We start from the raw sequence: 15,420 nt of genomic DNA, 5'->3' as shown, positions 1-15,420 counted from the left end.
GTCCAGCGTGTAGTGCAGGCCCCGAGATTCCTTACGTTCCATGGCAGACCTGATCATCAGTTCCGCTACCTGGGCAAGGTTCCTCAGTTCAATCAGGTCTCTGCTTACTCGGTAGTTGCTGTAGAACGAGCGGTTGCCTGCCAGGCCTTGCAGGTTGGAGTCGAACCAGAAGTTCATGAACATGTAGGGGTCGGCGAAGTCCGGGCTCCAGGAACCGATGGCCACGTCGAAATCACCCTTGCCCAGGCGTTCGCGCATGGTGGCGTTGGCCAGTTTTTCCATCTTCAGGTTGATACCCAGCGGCGCCAGGCCGGCTTGCAGGGTCAGGCCGATGGATTCCCAGTTGGCGTCCTTGTCCGAGTAGACAAAGTTCAGGTTGCTGATTTTTTGCGGGACTTTCTTGAGGTTGGCGCCAGCGGCGTCCAGGTCCTGTTTCATCATTGGCAGGCTGGCGTCATGGGCCCACATACCATCGGGAATAGGCCCGTTCATCAACTTGGCCTGGCCCTTGAGGATGCCCTCGACAATGCCTTGATAGTCGATGGCGTCGATGATGGCCTGGCGGGCGTTCTGGTTATCCAGCGGGGCCTTTTTGTTGTTCAGGTACAGGTACGTCACCCGCAGCGACGGGAACTTCTCGACCACGATTCCGGACTTGCTGGCCAGGGTGGTGAGCTGGTCTTCGGGCATGTCTTCGATGATGTCCAAGTCGCCGCGTTCCAGTTGCAGGCGGCGCACGGAAGCTTCGCTGATGATCTTGATCACCACCTTGTTCAGGCTCGGCTTGGGGCCTGCGTAGTAGGTGTTGGGCTCCAGGGTCAGGGACTGGCCTTTCTGCCAGTTGCTCAGGCGAAACTCGCCGGAGCCTGCCGTGTGGGTGGAGAGGTAGGCGTTGACGTCTTCGCCCTTGTTCACCACGTCCGGGTTGATGATGCCGGCGCCGTTGTGGGCGAGGGTGAACAGGAACGGTGCGTAGGGTTTGGTCAGGGTGAAACGCACGGTCAGCGGGTCGACCACGGTCACTGTCATGTCATCCGGGAAGGCGCCGGAGGGGCCTTGCTTGAGCTTCATCATGCGGTCGAAGGAAAACTTCACCGCATTGGCGTCCACGGTGGCGCCGTCGTCGAACTTGTTGCCGGGCTTGAGCTTGAAATCCCAGACCAGGCTGTCGGCCGAAATGCTCCAGCTGTCGGCCAGGTCGCCCTGGACATCGGTGCTGCCCTTGCCGTTCTCGACCTTGTAGGCCACCAGTTTCTGATAGGCCGGGTAGGTCACCGCCCAATCGTTATTGTCGATGGTTACGGCGGGGTCAAGGGTCTGCGGGTCGGCAGCCTTGCCGATCATCAGGGTGTCCTTGGGGGCGGCGGCACTTGCCGATTGCCAGGCGCCGAGGCTAAGGGCGGCGCAGAGTAGGGATAGCGCGAGGGTGTTCACGGTTTTAAGGGTCATGCCGGTTTCCTTGATCATTATATGAAGGGAAGGTCGTCAGTTTTTTATTAAATCTATAACCGGGCAGTTGGATCTAAAACGTGCAGCTTATTGTTATGGGTGTGGTGGTGAAGGGTCAGCGGGGCTCCTCGATCAATGGGTACTGCTCGGCACCGGGCAGTTCGTAGTGCCACCATTCGGTGTCGATGCTCTGGAAGCCGGCGCTGAGCATGATGCCCAACAACAGCAGGCGATTGCGTTGCACCTGCGGCGGCAGGTCGGCGTAGAACGGGTGGGACTTGGCTTCCATGGCATCGAAGGCCGTGCCCATGTCCAGCGGCTCACCGTGCTCATCGATCAGCGTCAGGTCGACGGCCACGCCACGGGTGTGGTGGGAGCCCAGGTGCGGGTCGCGCACATAGTCCGGGTTGGGCAGTGCTTGCCAGAGCAATTGCTGGGCATACGCGGGGCGATAGGCGTCGTAGAGGCGCAAGGTCAGCCCTGCCTGGCGTGCGGCGCGGCTGGCCTTGTGCAGGCAGGCGGCGGCTTCGTTGTGCAGCAGGCAGCGGTTATTGCGATAGATCACGGTGCCTGTCAGGTTGTCGGCACTGGCGTAGATCATGTCGATTTGCACCCCGTACGCCTGAGGGTCGATTTCTATCAATGGGTGGTTGTTCACTCAAGCACATCCTCTCAAGATTCGAACTGGCCGAACGCCTGTTGCAGGGCGCGGTTTTTCGCCAGGCGGGCGTCCAGGCGATCGCCGTACTGCTCGGCGACGGCGGACACTATCAGGTTGAACAGGCAGGCCAGCGGTGCCAGGGAATCCCAGAACTGGCCGACATCGGTTTTCAGTTGCAGCAGGTCCAGGTCGTAGTCCCGGGCCCAGGGGCATTGCAGGTCGGTGATCAGCGCCAGCGGCAGATCGTGGGCGTTCGCGGCTTCGCAGAAGGTCGGGGTGACGCTGGAGTAGGCGCGAAAGTCGGAAATAATCGCGTAGGGCTTTTCGAAGCCCGAGTTCAGGGTCTCGGCGTAGATCCCCGATAGGCCGTCGACGTAATAGACCTTGGGCCGGATGTATTCCAGGTGGCTGTGGAAGGCGTTGAGGATGCCGCGAGTGGACTGGATGCCGAGGATGAACACGGCATCGGCTTCGACGATGTGCCGCACGATATCGGCGAAGGCCTCGCTGCGGGCCAGGCCATAGACGTGCTGAATGGCTTCGATCTCACGGTTCAGAGAGCGGTCGAGGGCGTCTTCCTGGTCATTCTCGTTGCGAAAGGCGCTGAGCCGGTCGGTGATCAGCCAGGAGGGTTGCTCGTCGCCTCGCAGCCCTTGCTTGACGTCATCGAGGTTGCGATAGCCGAGGGTGCGCAAGAAGCGGCCCACTGAAATGCCGGTGGTGCCGGCTTGTTGGGCGATGCTGTCGGCGGTCTCGAACGGCAGCTGTTGCAGGTTGCCCAGCAAATAGGTGGCGATACGCTTGCCGGTGGGCGTCAGCGTGGGGAACTGTTGTTCCAGCGTCAGTTGGAAGCTATTTTTATCCATGACGTTCTCAAGGCGGGCGCCGATGTTATTTATGTTTCATGCTTGTCCATTGTGTTAGAAACATAACATCGGCGTTCATGGCATTACAATGGCTTTTTCTGCGAACGTTGAACATAGGGCAACAGCAGGGCCAGCGTCAGTGCCGCCATGGAGATCAGCCCGAACCAGCCCACCGGTCCCATGGCCCAGCCCCAGACCTGCACGCTGACGGCGAAGCTGGCCACCAGCATCAGCCAGCCCACGACTCGCAGCGTGTGCCGACCAGCGCGTGAGGGTGGACAGTGCCAGACCTGCTTGTAATGCCGTTCGAGTCCCAGGCACAGGCCGAGCATCCCACTGTAGGCCAGCAGTAACGCAGCAATCAGCGCCATTTCAGTTGACCTCCAAAGCAGCAAGTTTGGCGGTGCGGCGGTGTGCAGCTTGCTTGGGCGGCCGCGAGAGTTTCCAGCAGGGCCATGCCAGCAGTACGCCGAGGCCTACCGTTGTGAGGTGCAGGTAGAAATAATCACCGCGGCTGACACCCAGCAGGTTCAGCGCCGGCAGGCCGATACACAGCAGCGCGGCCAGCCCCAGTTGTTCACGCCAGGCAGCTCGCCACGGGCGCAGGATGGCGTGGCCCAGGCTCAGTAACCAGACCAGGAAGAACACCCGCACCTCCCAGCCGCCACGCTGGGCCAGTTCCGCTGGCAGCAAGCGGTTGGCCCAGAGAAGGGCTGCGCAGGCCACCATCAGCCCGGCTACCACGGCGATGTTGAGGCGTTCGGCGCTGTGGTACAGCAGGGCACCGATGGCACCTTCGTTGTCGTGGCGACGGCGGCGCTTGACGGTGAACAGCACCACGCCAGTGGCAAGCATCGCGCAACTGGCCAGGCCGCAAACGAAATACAACCAGCGCATTGGGTAGCCGCCGAACTGGGCGAAGTGCAGGCCGGCCATGACCTTCTGCGTCAGCAGGCTCGGTCGACTCACAGGGGGGTGACGCAGGACTTTGCCGCTGACGCCATCGAACAGCATGCTCTGGCCCTTGGTCAGTTCGATGCGATTGCCCAGCACCGGGCGGGCTTCGATGCGCGCGTTACTGCGGCCAGGGTTTTGGATCGACAGCCCGGCGACGGGCCCCATCACCCGTTCAGCCTCGGCCAGCAGCGGCCCCAATGCCATCAGTGCAGCCGGCTGGCTCGGCTCGCCGCGATTTGGCCGCTCGCCCCGAACCGGTTGCTCGGCAGGCGTGCCACGGATTGCGCGGCCGACGCTTTCGCGGTCACCGTCGAACAATGCGTCCACCGCCGCTGGCATATAGATCAGGTAGAAAATCACCAGCCCGGTGTAGGTGATCATCAGGTGAAACGGCAGCACCAGCACGGCCGTCGCGTTGTGGGCGTCGAGCCAGGAGCGTTGGCCCTTGGCGGGGCGAAAGGTGAAGAACTCCTTGAAGAATTTCTTGTGAATGACGATGCCGCTGAGCAGCCCCACCAGCATCACCATGGCCGCCAGGCCGACGACCCAGATGCCGAGGTTGCGCGGCAGGTTGAGGGTGAAGTGGAAGCGGAAGAAGAAGCCGCCGCCTGCGGTTTCGCGTACCTGCAGCGCCTCGCCCGTGTTCGGGTCGAGTGGAGTACCACCGCCACGGCGTTGCTCCCCGGCGGACACCGTAAGGTTGTCTGAGCGTTCGCCGGGCAAGCCGATGTTCCAGGTGCGGGCTTGCGGGTGATGGGCCTGTAAGTAGTCGAGGGCACGTTGTGCGGTGGCGCTCTGATCGAGGGTGGCGGTCGGTATCTCCGGGCGCATCCAGCCATCGATTTCCTTGTCGAACATCGCCAGGGTGCCGGTGAGGAAAATCGCAAATAGCAGCCAGCCAAAGACCAGGCCGCTCCAGGTGTGCAGCCAGGCCATCGCCTGGGTCAGGGTCTTGTGTTTCATCCCAGGGCCTCCAGCCATTGTGGCCAAAAGCCGATGGCCGCCAGGGGCAGCGCCAATGTCATGCCCGCCCACGCACGGCGAGCGTTGCGGCACGCGAAGACCCAGGTAATCGCCAGGGTATAGACCAGAAAGGAGAGCAGGCTGGCGGTCACCATTGCATCGACCTTGTCCATTGGCAGCAAACGCGCCAGGGCAGCGGTGAATGCGTAGGTGAACAGGTAGCCGCCAAGCAGTGCAGCAGCGATACGGGAGATTATCGGCCAGGCAAGGGATCTTGTTTTCATGGGGGGACTCATCAGTGGCCTGAGGGCAATGCCAGCCGGCTGAGACTGTTGTGGCAAGCCCGCTTGCCACAACAGGCCTCAGGGCCTTGGCTCAATCAGAACGAGGTAGTGATCGACGCGTAGAACGACCGTCCCGGCTCGTTGTAAGTGCTTGCCCCGGCGCTGGTGCCGGCGCCTTCGCGGTACACGCGCTTGTCGAACAGGTTGTTGATGCCGGCTCCCAGCGACAGGTTCTTGTTCACCTCATAAGTGCCGCCCACGCCCCAGATATGGTACGGGTCGAGGGTCTTTTGCTCATTGGCTGCAGTGACAGGCGAGTCGCGAGACGGGTTCAGTACCCGAGGTTCCTGCTTGCCGTACCAGGTGCCGGTCAGGCTCACGGCCAGGGCCTCGTTGACCTGCCAGTCGAGCATGCTGTTGACCGTGTACTTGGGCACCACCGACAGCGGGTTGCCGTCGCCGTCTTTGTTTTCCTGCATGTAAGTGAAGTTGGTGTTCCAGCTCAGCGTCTCGCCATGGGCACCCAGCAGCGGGATACCGAGGTTGCCTTCCCAGCCCTTGACCACCGCGTCCTTGGCGTTATCCCACTGCAATACAGCTTCGTTGTTCACGGTTTTGCTGATCAAGTCATTGGAGGAGACGATCTTGCTTTCATAATCGTTGCGAAAATACGTCACGCCTGCAGCCCAGCCACCACGGGCAAAGGCGATGCCCAGTTCCTTGTTGATGCTGATCTCGGGGTCGAGGTTCTCGTTACCCAGCACGTAGCAGCCATTGGCATTGAGGCTCGGCGCGCAGCCGTTGCCCCTGCTGTAGTACAGGTAATTTGGGTTGGACTGGTACAGGTTCGGCGCCTTGAACGCCCTGGCGATACCGCCCTTGAGGGTGATGTCTTCGGTCAGCTTGTAGGAGGTATTAAGGCTTGGGCTCCAGTTGGCGCCAAACTGATCCTGATGGTCCAGGCGCAGGCCGGGTGTGAGGAACCAGTCCGGGGTCAACTCGATGTTGTCCTCGGCAAACAGCGCCATGATGGTTGTGTCCATGTCGGTGGCGCGGGCGCCGGCTGCCGAGTTGGGCAGGGTGGTGCCAATGGCGCGGTTCATGGTACTCGGGTCGTCGAGGGTCTGGCGGTTCCATTCGGCGCCCACCGTCAGCATCTGCGGCAACAGCACTTGCAGCGGGATGTCCAGCTGGCCCTGGACCAGGTAGCTGTCATAGGTGCTGGTGGTCTTGCTGGCATTGGCGCTGATATCGCCGTCTACCGAGCCGGTATTGCCTTCCAGCAAACGGTTGTTGCGGGTTTTCTCGTACTGGGCCAAGAGCCTTGAGCTGCCGAACGACCAGTCGCCGCGATGGGTGGCGGAGAAGGTCTGGCGGTACATGGTGTTGGTTTCGCGACCCAGCCAGCCGTTGATAGTGCTGCCGGGCGTCAGGGAGTCGGTGCCGCCGGTGCCGACGTCGCCGGTGTAGATATTGCCCTGGCGGCTGAAGCCGGCTTCCAGGTCGACGGTCTGCCGGTCGTCCAGTGCCCAGCTCAACAGGCCATTGAGGTCCTTGTTGCGCACACCTTCGCGGCCAGCGGCCAGGGAGGCGCCGTTGGCGGTGTCGGTGTTGCCGGCGTTGATGTCGGCGTCGTCGGCATCGGTCTTGTTCAGGTTGCCGTAGACGCGAAAGGTCAGGGCATCGGTCAGCGGGCCGGAGAGGCTGAAAGTGGTGCGCTTGGTCATGCCTTCGGCGTCGTCTTCGGGCAGGTTGGTGAAGGCCGACAGCGAACCGCTCAACTTGTCGGTAGGGCGCTTGGTGATGATGTTGACCACGCCGCCCATGGAGCCGGAACCGTAGCGGGCCGCCGCCGGGCCGCGCAGCACTTCGATGCGCTCGACTTCATTGGCCGGCACCCAGTTGCTGTCGCCACGGGTGTCACGCTCACCGGAGCGGGTGTAGCGCACGGCGTTGCGAGAGGTCACGGGCTTGCCGTCAATCAGGATCAGGGTGTTCTCCGGGCCCATGCCGCGCAGGTCGATCTGGCGATTGTTGCCACGGGTACCGCTGGCACTGTTGCCGGTCAGGTTGACGCCGGGCATCTTGCGCACGATATCGGAGAGGTCATTGACCGGCGGGCGCTTCTTGATGTCTTCGGCGGTGATCAGCGACACGCCGGAGGCCTGTTTCAACTCTTCTTCAGCCGTGGCCACGACATGGGTTTCACCCAGTTGCAGCGCATCTTTTCCAGTCTCCCGATTACCCTCGACCGTTTCGGCCAAAAGCGTGGCAGGCGAACAGGCCATCAGGGCCAGGACAAGGTGACTGAGCTTGAATCGCGGGTACATCGACAACACTCCTGTTGCAGTGTGAAACAGAGGAGAGCGTGAGCGTCGTCGGACCTGCGGTGCGTATCGGCTCACCCATGACCTCCATGGATGAGCGCGAATGCTATTGATTCTCAAATAAGAGTAAATGTAATTTACAACTTATACACTTTCAGCCGCAGATGCAGGCGCAGGCCGGGCGCGGCGTTTTCCGCCCACAGTTCACCGCCTTGCAACTGCACGATGCTGCGGGCAATCGACAGGCCCAGGCCAAAACCATCGCCTCCCGGTCGCGCGGCGTTAAGACGGGTGAAGGGCTGGAAGATCTGTTCGAGTTTATCTGGATCGACGCCGGGACCTTGGTCTTCAATCCACAGGTGCCAATAATCGCCATCCAGGGAACCGCGCAAACGCACCACACCGTCTTCGGGTGAATGGCGGATCGCGTTGCGCAAGATATTTTCCAGAGCCTGGGCCAGGCCGTTGAGGTTGCCCAGCACACAGCAGTCTTGCGGCAGTTGGCAGAGCAGGCGCTCGCTGGGCCAGCCGCTTTCGAAGCAGGCGTCCTCGCGCAGCACTTCCCAGAGCCGCTCCATCTCCACTGCTTCCAGGGGCATCAGCGGGCGCTCGGTGTCCAGCCAGACCAGCTCCAGGGTGTTGCCGATCAGCCGCTCCATACCTTGCACTTCGCGGTCCAGGCGCTGGCGCATGGCGACCGAATCCGGCTCGCGCTCACCGGCCACCCGTAGCCGGCTCAAGGGTGTGCGCAGCTCGTGGGACAAGTCCTGCAGCAAGCGTCGTTGTAGCACCACCGTACTTTCCAGGCGCTCGGCCATATGGTCGAAGGCCCGGCCCAGTTCACCCAGCTCATCGCGCCGACGCGTCACTGGAGGGCCGACCCGCGCGGCCAGATCGCCAGCGCTCAAGGCGTTGGCCTGACGCCGTAGAATCACCATGGGCGCAATCAGCACCCGGTACAGCAGCGCGCCGAACAACAGCGCCAGAGAGGCTGGCAGCCCGTGCTGCAGCAAGATATTCCACAGGTCATGGTCCTTGCGCGGGTCAAGGCGCAGTGGCAACTCCATCACCAGCCGGGATTGGTCGTCGCTGAACGGCATGACGAACGTCGGCCGGCCACCGGGGCGTCCCACCGACCAGCTGACGTCGCGCACGAAATCCAGCTTGCGCCGCTCGCGGCTCCTCAGTGGTCGCGAAGACAGCGAGTTATGACTCTCATCAACCACCACCGCCCAGACATGCTCGCGCTCGCGCACATCTTGCAAAAATTCATCGACGCCCGCCGCGCCGCGCTCACGCCAGGCAGTTTCGGCCTGGCGTGCATAGTCATTGAGGATTTGCCGGGTGGGCGCCGGCAAGTGTGCGGAGGCCTCGTAGAGACGCTTGCTCAGATCGACCTGCAAGGTGACCACCAACAGGCACAGCACCGCCAGCACCAAGGTCAACTTCCACAGTAATGAGTGCCGGTTGGGCAGCTTCATGCCGCCCGCCGCGTCAGCATATAGCCCATACTCCTGACCGTTTCCACACGCCCGGCGGTATAGCCGATGGCCTGCAACTTGCGCCGAATGCGGCTGACATGCATGTCCAGGCTGCGATCATGTTGGGAGTAAGCGCGGTGCATCACCTGCTGATAGAGGAAGGCCTTGCTCAGTACTTCGTCGACGTGAGCCACCAGGGTTTCCAGCACCCGGTATTCGGTGGTGGTCAAGTCGGCCCACTGGCCGCCCTGGCTGACATCGGCGCGCTGTTCGTCAAACAGCAGCTGCGGGTCGTGGCGCACCCCGCCTGGCACCTCATGCTCATAGGCCACCCGGCGCAGGATGGCGTCGATGCGCACATCCATCTCCAGCATGCTGAATGGCTTGGGCAGGTAGTCATCCGCACCCTGGCTGAAGCCGGTGATGCGATCCTGTTCGGCGCCCAGGGCCGACATCAGGATCACCGGCACCCGTTGATGGCGACGCAGTTGGGCCAACACCTCAAGGCCGCTGCTGCCGGGCAGCATGATGTCCATCAGAATTAGGTCGAAATTCTGGCTGCGCACCAGGTCGACGATCTCGCCACCGTCATGGCGCAACGTGACCTCGAAACCCCGCTGGCCAAGGTGATTGCCAAGGTGAGCGGCGAGCACCGGGTCATCCTCAACGGCCAGGATTCGGCCGTGAGCGGGAGGCGAGTGGGGGAGCTGCATGGGAACTTCCTGCGAATGCGAATGGTTCTATATTGTGCATTCTGACAAAAGCCAGGGAACATTCCTACCTGCTGCGTCTTATCACCTCATCTCTCGGATGATTTTGCAGAATACCGGGTCATCCAGGTGCGCCACATTCAATCGGGCCCAGGGCACGATATTTTTCGGGTGGAACGCCTAAGAAAGTAACCAACAAACGCTTACTCCACGGATCGGCCCTTGCTCCGGTTGATGGGGCAGGCAAATCAAAAACCAGATCAAAAGCCAGCGCCAATCCGCTTTTCTGTGGGAGCGAGGGGGACGCCTAGTGCTTGCTCGCGAAAAACCTGAGGGCATTGCGGTGATTCAGGAAGCCAGCGTCATCGTTAACGACCATCGCGAGCAAGCTCGCTCCTACAGTCAGTGGGCAGTAGATCCGCTCTTGCTTTTCACCACTCACGCTCCCCCATCAAGGCCGCTGCGGCTTCACCGAACTCCCAAGCGTATTACCCATCCGCACATGGGTAGCCGCCGGCGTAGACAACCCGATCTGGTTCGGAGCCTGCTTGTCTACGGACTTTTTCTGCGCCTCAAGGTTCTTCTGCGCCGCCTTGGCCGCGTCCGGGTTGTTGCCCATCTGCTGGCTCAGGCACTCATAGTCAGGCGCTTTATAGCCGTCAACATTCACGTCGACGCAACCACTTGCAGCTTCCCCACCCAGCACCGTCGATGGCAAACCCGCGAACAACAGCAGCATCAGGAACAGTTTCATCAGTGCCTCCTGCTTGGCCCGAAAAAGCGGGCCACTGTGGTTGCAAAGTCTAGCCCAGCGCTTGCGGCGAAGCCGTGATGTTTTTTTTGCCATCACCGTAACATCAGGTTCATAAACTGGCCTCAGGATGACGGTTTTCGCAGGATACGTCAGCCGTGCAGCGATGCAGAGCAGATGGCGAACGGTGGGCCTGGAGGCACGCGTACTGTTGCCTGGCTTTGCTGTTGGGCTTGATGTTGTCGAACCCGGTGCGGGCTGATTCGTCGGCGTCGCCGTTGCTGCTTTTGGATCTGCCGGCACAGAACCTGGCCCAGGCACTGGAAGCTTTCAGTCGCTCAACTGGAATGGCGGTGCTGGTGGACCGTGAACTGACCCGCGGGCGGCGCTCGATTGGAGTACGTGGTCGTTACAGCGCGCAGCAGGCCCTGAGCCTGCTGCTGACAGGGAGTGGCCTGATGGCGCGTTACGCACGCAGCGATGCATTCACCCTGCAAGTGCCCGAAGTCAGCCAACCGCCCACGGTTCGCGGGGCCAAGGCGCGGGGCGCGGCGCGGATCAACAGCAGTTACGCGACAGCCTTGCAGCAGGCGATTGAAGCCAGCCTGTGCCGTTCACCGCTGACCCACCCCGGCAGTTTTCGCGCGCTGGTGCAGCTATGGGTCAATCGGGAGGGGCTGATCGAACACAGCCGCCTGGTCAGTTCCACCGGCGATGAACAGCGCGATGAAGCGCTGGTACAAAGCCTGGCCAGCACCCGGGTGGAACGTCCGGCGCCCAGTTCGTTGCGCTTGCCGGTGACCTTACTGTTAATGCCCGACACCACAGGAAAACGCATGGAATGCACAGCACGGGAAGGAGCTCGGGGGGCATGAAAAATACCGGACACAGTCCGATGGTCAGTTTGTTCCTGGCGTCCTACGAGGACTTCAAGGTGCGCTTGCGCAAACGGCTGGGCTCGGAGGACCTGGCCAACGATGTCCTGCATGAAACCTACCTGCGGGTCGACCGCATGGAAGTGCCGGCGAACCTGCTGCAACCCAATGCCTACCTGTACCGCATCGCGCTGAACATCGCCGCCGACCGGCTCGAGGCCGATGCCCGGCTGTTGACCGGCAGCGAAGTTGAAGAGCTGTTGCAAACCGTCGACGAAGCCCAGGACCCGTCCCGTGTCGTCGGCGGCCAGAAAGAAATCCAGTCCTTGCTCAAGGCCCTCTACGAACTGCCGGCGCGGCGGCGCAAGATCCTTATCGCCGCGCGCCTGGAGGAGGCGCCGCACCTGGAAATCTCCCAGCGTTTCGGTATTTCCACACGCATGGTCGAAAAGGAAATCAAGGCCGCCCTCGGCCACTGCGCCTTGCGCCTTGAAAGAAAAGTGATCCAGCGGTTCGGTCCCGGCGCCGGAAAACCGTCTTAATGATTGAGTCCCTGATAAATCCGTGAGTACTTGCGCGCTTGAACATTTTTAGCCTCTCCACTGCCCGGGATACGCCAGACAGCCGACTGCGCAGCGAAGCCTGCGACTGGCTGGTGCTGCTGACCTCGGGCCAGGCCACCGTCGCCGATGCCAATGCCTTGCGCCTGTGGTGCGCCCAGAGCCCGGAGCATGCCCAGGCTTTCGAACAGGCCAAGACGCTGTGGCACCAACTGGTGCCTGCCGTCGAGCAACTGCAGCAACCCCGGCACTTCGGGCGCAGGGCGTTCCTGGGCGGAGCGATTGCCGCGTCGGCCGCATTGTTTATGGTGCGGGCCACGATACCTGGAGGTTTTTCCGGACTGACGGCGGACTACCGCACCGAGGTCGGCGAACAGCGCCGGGTCGAACTGCGGGACGGCATCCGCTTGGAACTCAATACCCAGACCCGCATCAGCCGCCGGGAAGGGGGCATCGAGTTGCTGGAGGGGGAGGTCGAAGTCCTGGCGAACGCGGCGCAACCGCTCAAGATCCAGGCAGGTAAAGGCTGGCTGAGCGCGGCCCAGGCGCGTTTCAATGTGCGCAATACCGACCATAGCGTCTGCGTGACCTGCATCGAGGGGGCGCTAACGGTAGCCGTGGGCGGGCGCAGTGTCCGCCTGGACAGCGGCCGCCAACTGACCTACGACACCGCAGGACTGGGCGAGCCGCTGGCGGTGGACACCCAGGCGGTAATCGCCTGGCGCGAACAGGTCTTGGTATTCAACAACGCCACGCTCAATACCGTGATCGACGAGATCAACCGTTATCGTCCGGGAATGCTGGTGCTACTCAACAGCGAGCTGGGCAAGCGCCGGGTGCAGGCACGGTTCAGCTTGCACCAGCTGGCGGGCGTGGCGTTGCTGATTCGCGATGCCTATGGGGCCACCTGCACGGAGTTGCCGGGTGGGGTGGTGTTGTTGAGTTAGCGGGGGCGCTTGACGTTCAGTTCAAAGGCCCCAAGACCTGGCGATAGCGCTCAATGCCTTGGGGCGTCTGGCGCTCCAGGCTGATCTCGACCCCTAGCGGATTCTCCTGGCGATTACCGCTCAATTGCCGCCACCCCTTGTCCGCATCCCACACCCTTAATTGCAGGTCGCTGACCTGGGTAAGCACCGCCACCGGATCCTTTGGCGCGGGTAACGGATACCGATCGCGCGCGGGCGCTGCGGCGCGGTACAAGGTATCGCCCTTGAGCCACCAGTGCACCCGTTGCAACCCGTCGCCGGGGACCGCTGAGCGGCGAATCACCTCCAGGCGAAAGCCCTTGCTGTCGGAGCTGCGCACGCTCAGTGCGGCCAGCGTGCCCGGTGGCGTAGGCTGATCTTCGGTCGCCGGTGGCGCCAGCTCCACACCGGCGCGCAGGCTGACGTCCAGCTGCAACTGGTTCAATGCACGAAGCAGGACTTCGGTCTGTTCGGTACTGGCCTGCAAGTGGGCGTCGGCACGGGTGACGCTGTCCAGGCCGCGCCAGGCAATCAGGCTGACCACTGCCATCAGCATGATCGCCACCATCACCTCGATCAGGGTAAAACCTTTCTGGTCATCGCTCATGGCTGGTTCACCACGCGCAGCAAACCGGCCGCATCACGTTGCAGGCTGAGGCTGTGTTGCCCATCGGACAGTACAACCTGCAACGGCGGGTTGATCCATTCGGCGTCGAGCACCAGGGTTTGCCTCGGTTCGATGCGCACCTGCATCGGCGAACTGTCCCAGGGGCGCGGGCGCAGTTGCGGGTCGCGCTCGAATAATTCCAGGCTCAGGCCGTCGTCGCTGCGGCGGCTGAAGCGAAAGCCCTTGGCATCGGCCCGCAAGGTGATCGCCCGGCCGTCGGCGCGGGCTTCGGCCTGGGCCACTTGCAACACCTGGCTCAAGCGTTCGGCGTCCTTGCGCAACAGGTACAGCGGGTCTGGTGTGATGCTCAGGCTGATGGCCGCGCTGGCGATGCCGATGATCACCAGTACCACCATCAGTTCTATCAAGGTGAAGCCCTGCTGTTTCATGGGTGTGCTCCCTGGTGTCGAATCGATCCTGTGAAATAAAACCGTGAGAATTGCCCTGTAGTCTGTCGAGACGGACAAACAGGAGGTCCCGCCCATGGCATTTGCCGATCGCATTTCACCCGCCCACGGTATCCAGGCACTGGCCTTGCTGGCGGCGCTGGCCGGGATCGCCACCTGGACGCCGTTGCTGCTGACGTCCGCCGAGTCGCACGCCCCGCAAGCCCCGCCCCAGTTGCTCGCCGCCCACAGTGACAACCCGGCCCTGCAATGGTTTTCCAACACCCCGGCAGAGTTGCAGGTCAAAGTCTCTGGGGTACTGGCCGTGGCCCGTGGCGCGGTGGCGATCCTCAGCCTCAACGACGGCCCGCCCCGTAGCTTTCTGCTCGGCGAGCGCCTCAGCCCCGGTGTGCGTCTTGCGGCCATCGAAGGCGATGGCGTGGTGATCGAACGCGGCGGTGAAAAGGTTCGCGTGGCCCTCGACAAATTGCCCGTCGCGCCGGCCTTGCCGATTCTCACTCGACAGTAACCGGCTTCTTGAGTCGTTGCGGTCGCCCCAATAAAGTCTCCAGTCGGGCCAGGGGCGGCGCTTCACGGGCGGCGTCCAACACCTGCACGCTGACTTTGAACAACGGCCCATCGGGGCCTGTGCTGATGACTTGCTCGCAACGCAGTTTCAGTCGGCCCTGGTCGCACTCAAAGGTTTTGCGCCCCAGACTCAAGCGACCCTCCAGACGCAACTCGGTCAGGCGACTCTGGGCGGCCAGTAAGGCCATGGATTTGTCCCGCAGCAGGCCATTGCTCTGGGTCATCAGCCCGGCCACGCGCACGGCAGCCGCCATGGCCACGGCGATAATCGCCAGCGCCACCAGCACTTCAATCAGGGTAAAACCTTGCTCATTGCGAGGGCCGCGCATGGCGTACTCAATGCCTGGAAACAGGCCCGCAGACTAGCCCGTGGAGTTGACCGATTAGCGACCAAAGCTCCCGAGGATTTTCAATACGACTGACATGTGTTCTTGCAACACTGCGGGCCGAAATGCACTCAAGCCAAGGAATGTCGAGATGGATATCGCGCACTTCAAATCCGCATCGCCAGGCCCTCGCGGCCAGCGTGGCTTCACCCTGATCGAGATCATGGTGGTGGTGGTGATCCTCGGGATTCTGGCAGCGATGGTAGTGCCCAAGGTGCTCGATCGCCCGGATCAGGCGCGAGCCACGGCCGCTAAACAGGACATCGGTGGGCTGATGCAGGCACTCAAACTCTATCGCCTGGACCACGGCACCTATCCGAACATGACCCAGGGCCTGAAGGTGTTGGTGGAGCGCCCGGCAGACGCGAAAAACAGCAACTGGCGCGCCTATCTTGAGCGCTTGCCCAACGACCCGTGGGGTCACCCTTACAACTACCTCAATCCGGGTGCCAACGGTGAGGTCGATATTTTCTCCCTGGGCGCCGATGGGCAACCGGACGGCGACGGCGTCAATGCCGATATCGGCTCCTGGCAGCTATAAGTC

The 15,420-nt window shown here is 62.1% G+C and carries 18 protein-coding genes; 5 read left to right on the top strand and 13 right to left on the bottom strand.

Annotated elements, in window-relative coordinates; genetic code table 11:
* From FQ182_RS27115 to FQ182_RS27070, 10 genes are all read right to left on the bottom strand, one after another.
* Window positions 1-1,467, bottom strand: a 1,467-nt coding sequence (locus tag FQ182_RS27115) for an ABC transporter substrate-binding protein (RefSeq protein WP_149414595.1), incomplete at its 3' end; no start/stop codon positions are given.
* A 97-nt stretch (window positions 1,468-1,564) separates the two neighbouring features.
* Window positions 1,565-2,107, bottom strand: coding sequence for a D-alanyl-D-alanine dipeptidase (gene ddpX, locus FQ182_RS27110; protein WP_149414594.1), 543 nt, complete (start codon window positions 2,105-2,107; stop codon window positions 1,565-1,567).
* A 14-nt stretch (window positions 2,108-2,121) separates the two neighbouring features.
* On the bottom strand, window positions 2,122-2,976 hold the full coding sequence (locus FQ182_RS27105; RefSeq protein WP_149414593.1) for a MurR/RpiR family transcriptional regulator: 855 nt from the start codon (window positions 2,974-2,976) through the stop codon (window positions 2,122-2,124).
* Between the two features lie 83 nt (window positions 2,977-3,059).
* Window positions 3,060-3,347, bottom strand: a complete 288-nt coding sequence (locus FQ182_RS27100) for a DUF3325 domain-containing protein (protein ID WP_149414592.1) — start codon at window positions 3,345-3,347, stop codon at window positions 3,060-3,062.
* A gap of 1 nt (window position 3,348) precedes the next feature.
* Window positions 3,349-4,896: a PepSY domain-containing protein gene (locus tag FQ182_RS27095; RefSeq protein ID WP_149414591.1), complete on the bottom strand. Its 1,548-nt coding sequence runs from the start codon at window positions 4,894-4,896 to the stop codon at window positions 3,349-3,351.
* Window positions 4,893-5,180, bottom strand: a complete 288-nt coding sequence (locus FQ182_RS27090) for a DUF3649 domain-containing protein (protein WP_149414590.1) — start codon at window positions 5,178-5,180, stop codon at window positions 4,893-4,895. The genes FQ182_RS27095 and FQ182_RS27090 overlap by 4 nt, the downstream gene beginning before the upstream one ends.
* A 95-nt stretch (window positions 5,181-5,275) precedes the next feature.
* Window positions 5,276-7,510 (bottom strand): FepA family TonB-dependent siderophore receptor, encoded by a 2,235-nt coding sequence (locus FQ182_RS27085; protein ID WP_149414589.1) that lies wholly within the window; start codon window positions 7,508-7,510, stop codon window positions 5,276-5,278.
* A gap of 134 nt (window positions 7,511-7,644) precedes the next feature.
* Window positions 7,645-8,988, bottom strand: coding sequence for a sensor histidine kinase (locus FQ182_RS27080; protein WP_149414588.1), 1,344 nt, complete (start codon window positions 8,986-8,988; stop codon window positions 7,645-7,647).
* On the bottom strand, window positions 8,985-9,701 hold the full coding sequence (locus FQ182_RS27075; protein ID WP_149414587.1) for a response regulator transcription factor: 717 nt from the start codon (window positions 9,699-9,701) through the stop codon (window positions 8,985-8,987). Before FQ182_RS27075 ends, FQ182_RS27080 begins: the two co-directional genes overlap by 4 nt.
* Before the next feature lie 448 nt (window positions 9,702-10,149).
* Window positions 10,150-10,437: a hypothetical protein gene (locus FQ182_RS27070; RefSeq protein WP_256666350.1), complete on the bottom strand. Its 288-nt coding sequence runs from the start codon at window positions 10,435-10,437 to the stop codon at window positions 10,150-10,152.
* A gap of 248 nt (window positions 10,438-10,685) precedes the next feature.
* Here FQ182_RS27070 and FQ182_RS27065 point away from each other — a divergent pair, with 248 nt between their 5' ends.
* The 3 genes from FQ182_RS27065 to FQ182_RS27055 are packed head-to-tail and all read left to right on the top strand — an operon-like array spanning window position 10,686 to window position 12,831.
* Window positions 10,686-11,324: a secretin and TonB N-terminal domain-containing protein gene (locus FQ182_RS27065; RefSeq protein WP_149414585.1), complete on the top strand. Its 639-nt coding sequence runs from the start codon at window positions 10,686-10,688 to the stop codon at window positions 11,322-11,324.
* Window positions 11,321-11,866 (top strand): RNA polymerase sigma factor, encoded by a 546-nt coding sequence (locus tag FQ182_RS27060; protein WP_149414584.1) that lies wholly within the window; start codon window positions 11,321-11,323, stop codon window positions 11,864-11,866. The genes FQ182_RS27065 and FQ182_RS27060 overlap by 4 nt, the downstream gene beginning before the upstream one ends.
* A gap of 38 nt (window positions 11,867-11,904) precedes the next feature.
* A complete protein-coding gene (locus FQ182_RS27055; protein ID WP_149414583.1) occupies window positions 11,905-12,831 on the top strand; it encodes a FecR domain-containing protein in 927 nt (308 codons plus the stop codon).
* Between the two features lie 16 nt (window positions 12,832-12,847).
* Here the strand turns inward: FQ182_RS27055 and FQ182_RS27050 are convergent, their stop codons facing one another.
* Together FQ182_RS27050 and gspH are read right to left on the bottom strand one after the other, a co-directional pair.
* Window positions 12,848-13,456: a type II secretion system protein GspJ gene (locus FQ182_RS27050; protein ID WP_149414582.1), complete on the bottom strand. Its 609-nt coding sequence runs from the start codon at window positions 13,454-13,456 to the stop codon at window positions 12,848-12,850.
* Window positions 13,453-13,905 carry a type II secretion system minor pseudopilin GspH gene (gene gspH, locus FQ182_RS27045; RefSeq protein ID WP_149494058.1) on the bottom strand — a complete coding sequence of 151 codons (453 nt, stop codon included), beginning with the start codon at window positions 13,903-13,905 and terminating at the stop codon, window positions 13,453-13,455. The genes FQ182_RS27050 and gspH overlap by 4 nt, the downstream gene beginning before the upstream one ends.
* Before the next feature lie 94 nt (window positions 13,906-13,999).
* On the opposite strand from gspH, the gene FQ182_RS27040 reads away from it, so the two are divergent.
* Window positions 14,000-14,431, top strand: coding sequence for a type II secretion system protein N (locus tag FQ182_RS27040; RefSeq protein WP_149414580.1), 432 nt, complete (start codon window positions 14,000-14,002; stop codon window positions 14,429-14,431).
* Here the strand turns inward: FQ182_RS27040 and gspI are convergent.
* Window positions 14,418-14,819, bottom strand: coding sequence for a type II secretion system minor pseudopilin GspI (gspI, locus tag FQ182_RS27035; protein WP_149414579.1), 402 nt, complete (start codon window positions 14,817-14,819; stop codon window positions 14,418-14,420). The two genes, FQ182_RS27040 and gspI, sit on opposite strands and share 14 nt — an antisense overlap.
* A gap of 148 nt (window positions 14,820-14,967) precedes the next feature.
* Here gspI and gspG point away from each other — a divergent pair, with 148 nt between their 5' ends.
* Entirely contained in the window at window positions 14,968-15,417 is a 450-nt protein-coding gene (gene gspG, locus FQ182_RS27030; RefSeq protein ID WP_149414578.1) for a type II secretion system major pseudopilin GspG, read from the top strand.
* The last annotated feature ends 3 nt before the right edge of the window (window positions 15,418-15,420 follow it).

Source organism: Pseudomonas sp. ANT_H4, from assembly GCF_008369295.1.
In the GTDB taxonomy this organism is placed as follows: Bacteria; Pseudomonadota; Gammaproteobacteria; order Pseudomonadales; family Pseudomonadaceae; genus Aquipseudomonas.
The sequence above is the reverse complement of the archived record's forward strand: the minus strand, read 5'-3'. Positions and strand labels throughout refer to the sequence as shown.

What these genes read in the sequence shown, in the direction of transcription:
- FQ182_RS27060 (WP_149414584.1), top strand. Translation starts at nt 11,321, where the DNA reads ATGAAAAATACCGGACACAGTCCGATGGTCAGTTTGTTCCTGGCGTCC.
- FQ182_RS27070 (WP_256666350.1), bottom strand. Translation starts at nt 10,437, where the DNA reads ATGCTGCTGTTGTTCGCGGGTTTGCCATCGACGGTGCTGGGTGGGGAA.
- gspG (WP_149414578.1), top strand. Translation starts at nt 14,968, where the DNA reads ATGGATATCGCGCACTTCAAATCCGCATCGCCAGGCCCTCGCGGCCAG.
- FQ182_RS27080 (WP_149414588.1), bottom strand. Translation starts at nt 8,988, where the DNA reads ATGAAGCTGCCCAACCGGCACTCATTACTGTGGAAGTTGACCTTGGTG.
- gspH (WP_149494058.1), bottom strand. Translation starts at nt 13,905, where the DNA reads ATGAAACAGCAGGGCTTCACCTTGATAGAACTGATGGTGGTACTGGTG.
- FQ182_RS27095 (WP_149414591.1), bottom strand. Translation starts at nt 4,896, where the DNA reads ATGAAACACAAGACCCTGACCCAGGCGATGGCCTGGCTGCACACCTGG.
- FQ182_RS27085 (WP_149414589.1), bottom strand. Translation starts at nt 7,510, where the DNA reads ATGTACCCGCGATTCAAGCTCAGTCACCTTGTCCTGGCCCTGATGGCC.
- gspI (WP_149414579.1), bottom strand. Translation starts at nt 14,819, where the DNA reads ATGCGCGGCCCTCGCAATGAGCAAGGTTTTACCCTGATTGAAGTGCTG.
- FQ182_RS27100 (WP_149414592.1), bottom strand. Translation starts at nt 3,347, where the DNA reads ATGGCGCTGATTGCTGCGTTACTGCTGGCCTACAGTGGGATGCTCGGC.
- FQ182_RS27040 (WP_149414580.1), top strand. Translation starts at nt 14,000, where the DNA reads ATGGCATTTGCCGATCGCATTTCACCCGCCCACGGTATCCAGGCACTG.
- FQ182_RS27105 (WP_149414593.1), bottom strand. Translation starts at nt 2,976, where the DNA reads ATGGATAAAAATAGCTTCCAACTGACGCTGGAACAACAGTTCCCCACG.
- FQ182_RS27075 (WP_149414587.1), bottom strand. Translation starts at nt 9,701, where the DNA reads ATGCAGCTCCCCCACTCGCCTCCCGCTCACGGCCGAATCCTGGCCGTT.
- FQ182_RS27050 (WP_149414582.1), bottom strand. Translation starts at nt 13,456, where the DNA reads ATGAGCGATGACCAGAAAGGTTTTACCCTGATCGAGGTGATGGTGGCG.
- FQ182_RS27065 (WP_149414585.1), top strand. Translation starts at nt 10,686, where the DNA reads ATGTTGTCGAACCCGGTGCGGGCTGATTCGTCGGCGTCGCCGTTGCTG.
- FQ182_RS27090 (WP_149414590.1), bottom strand. Translation starts at nt 5,180, where the DNA reads ATGAAAACAAGATCCCTTGCCTGGCCGATAATCTCCCGTATCGCTGCT.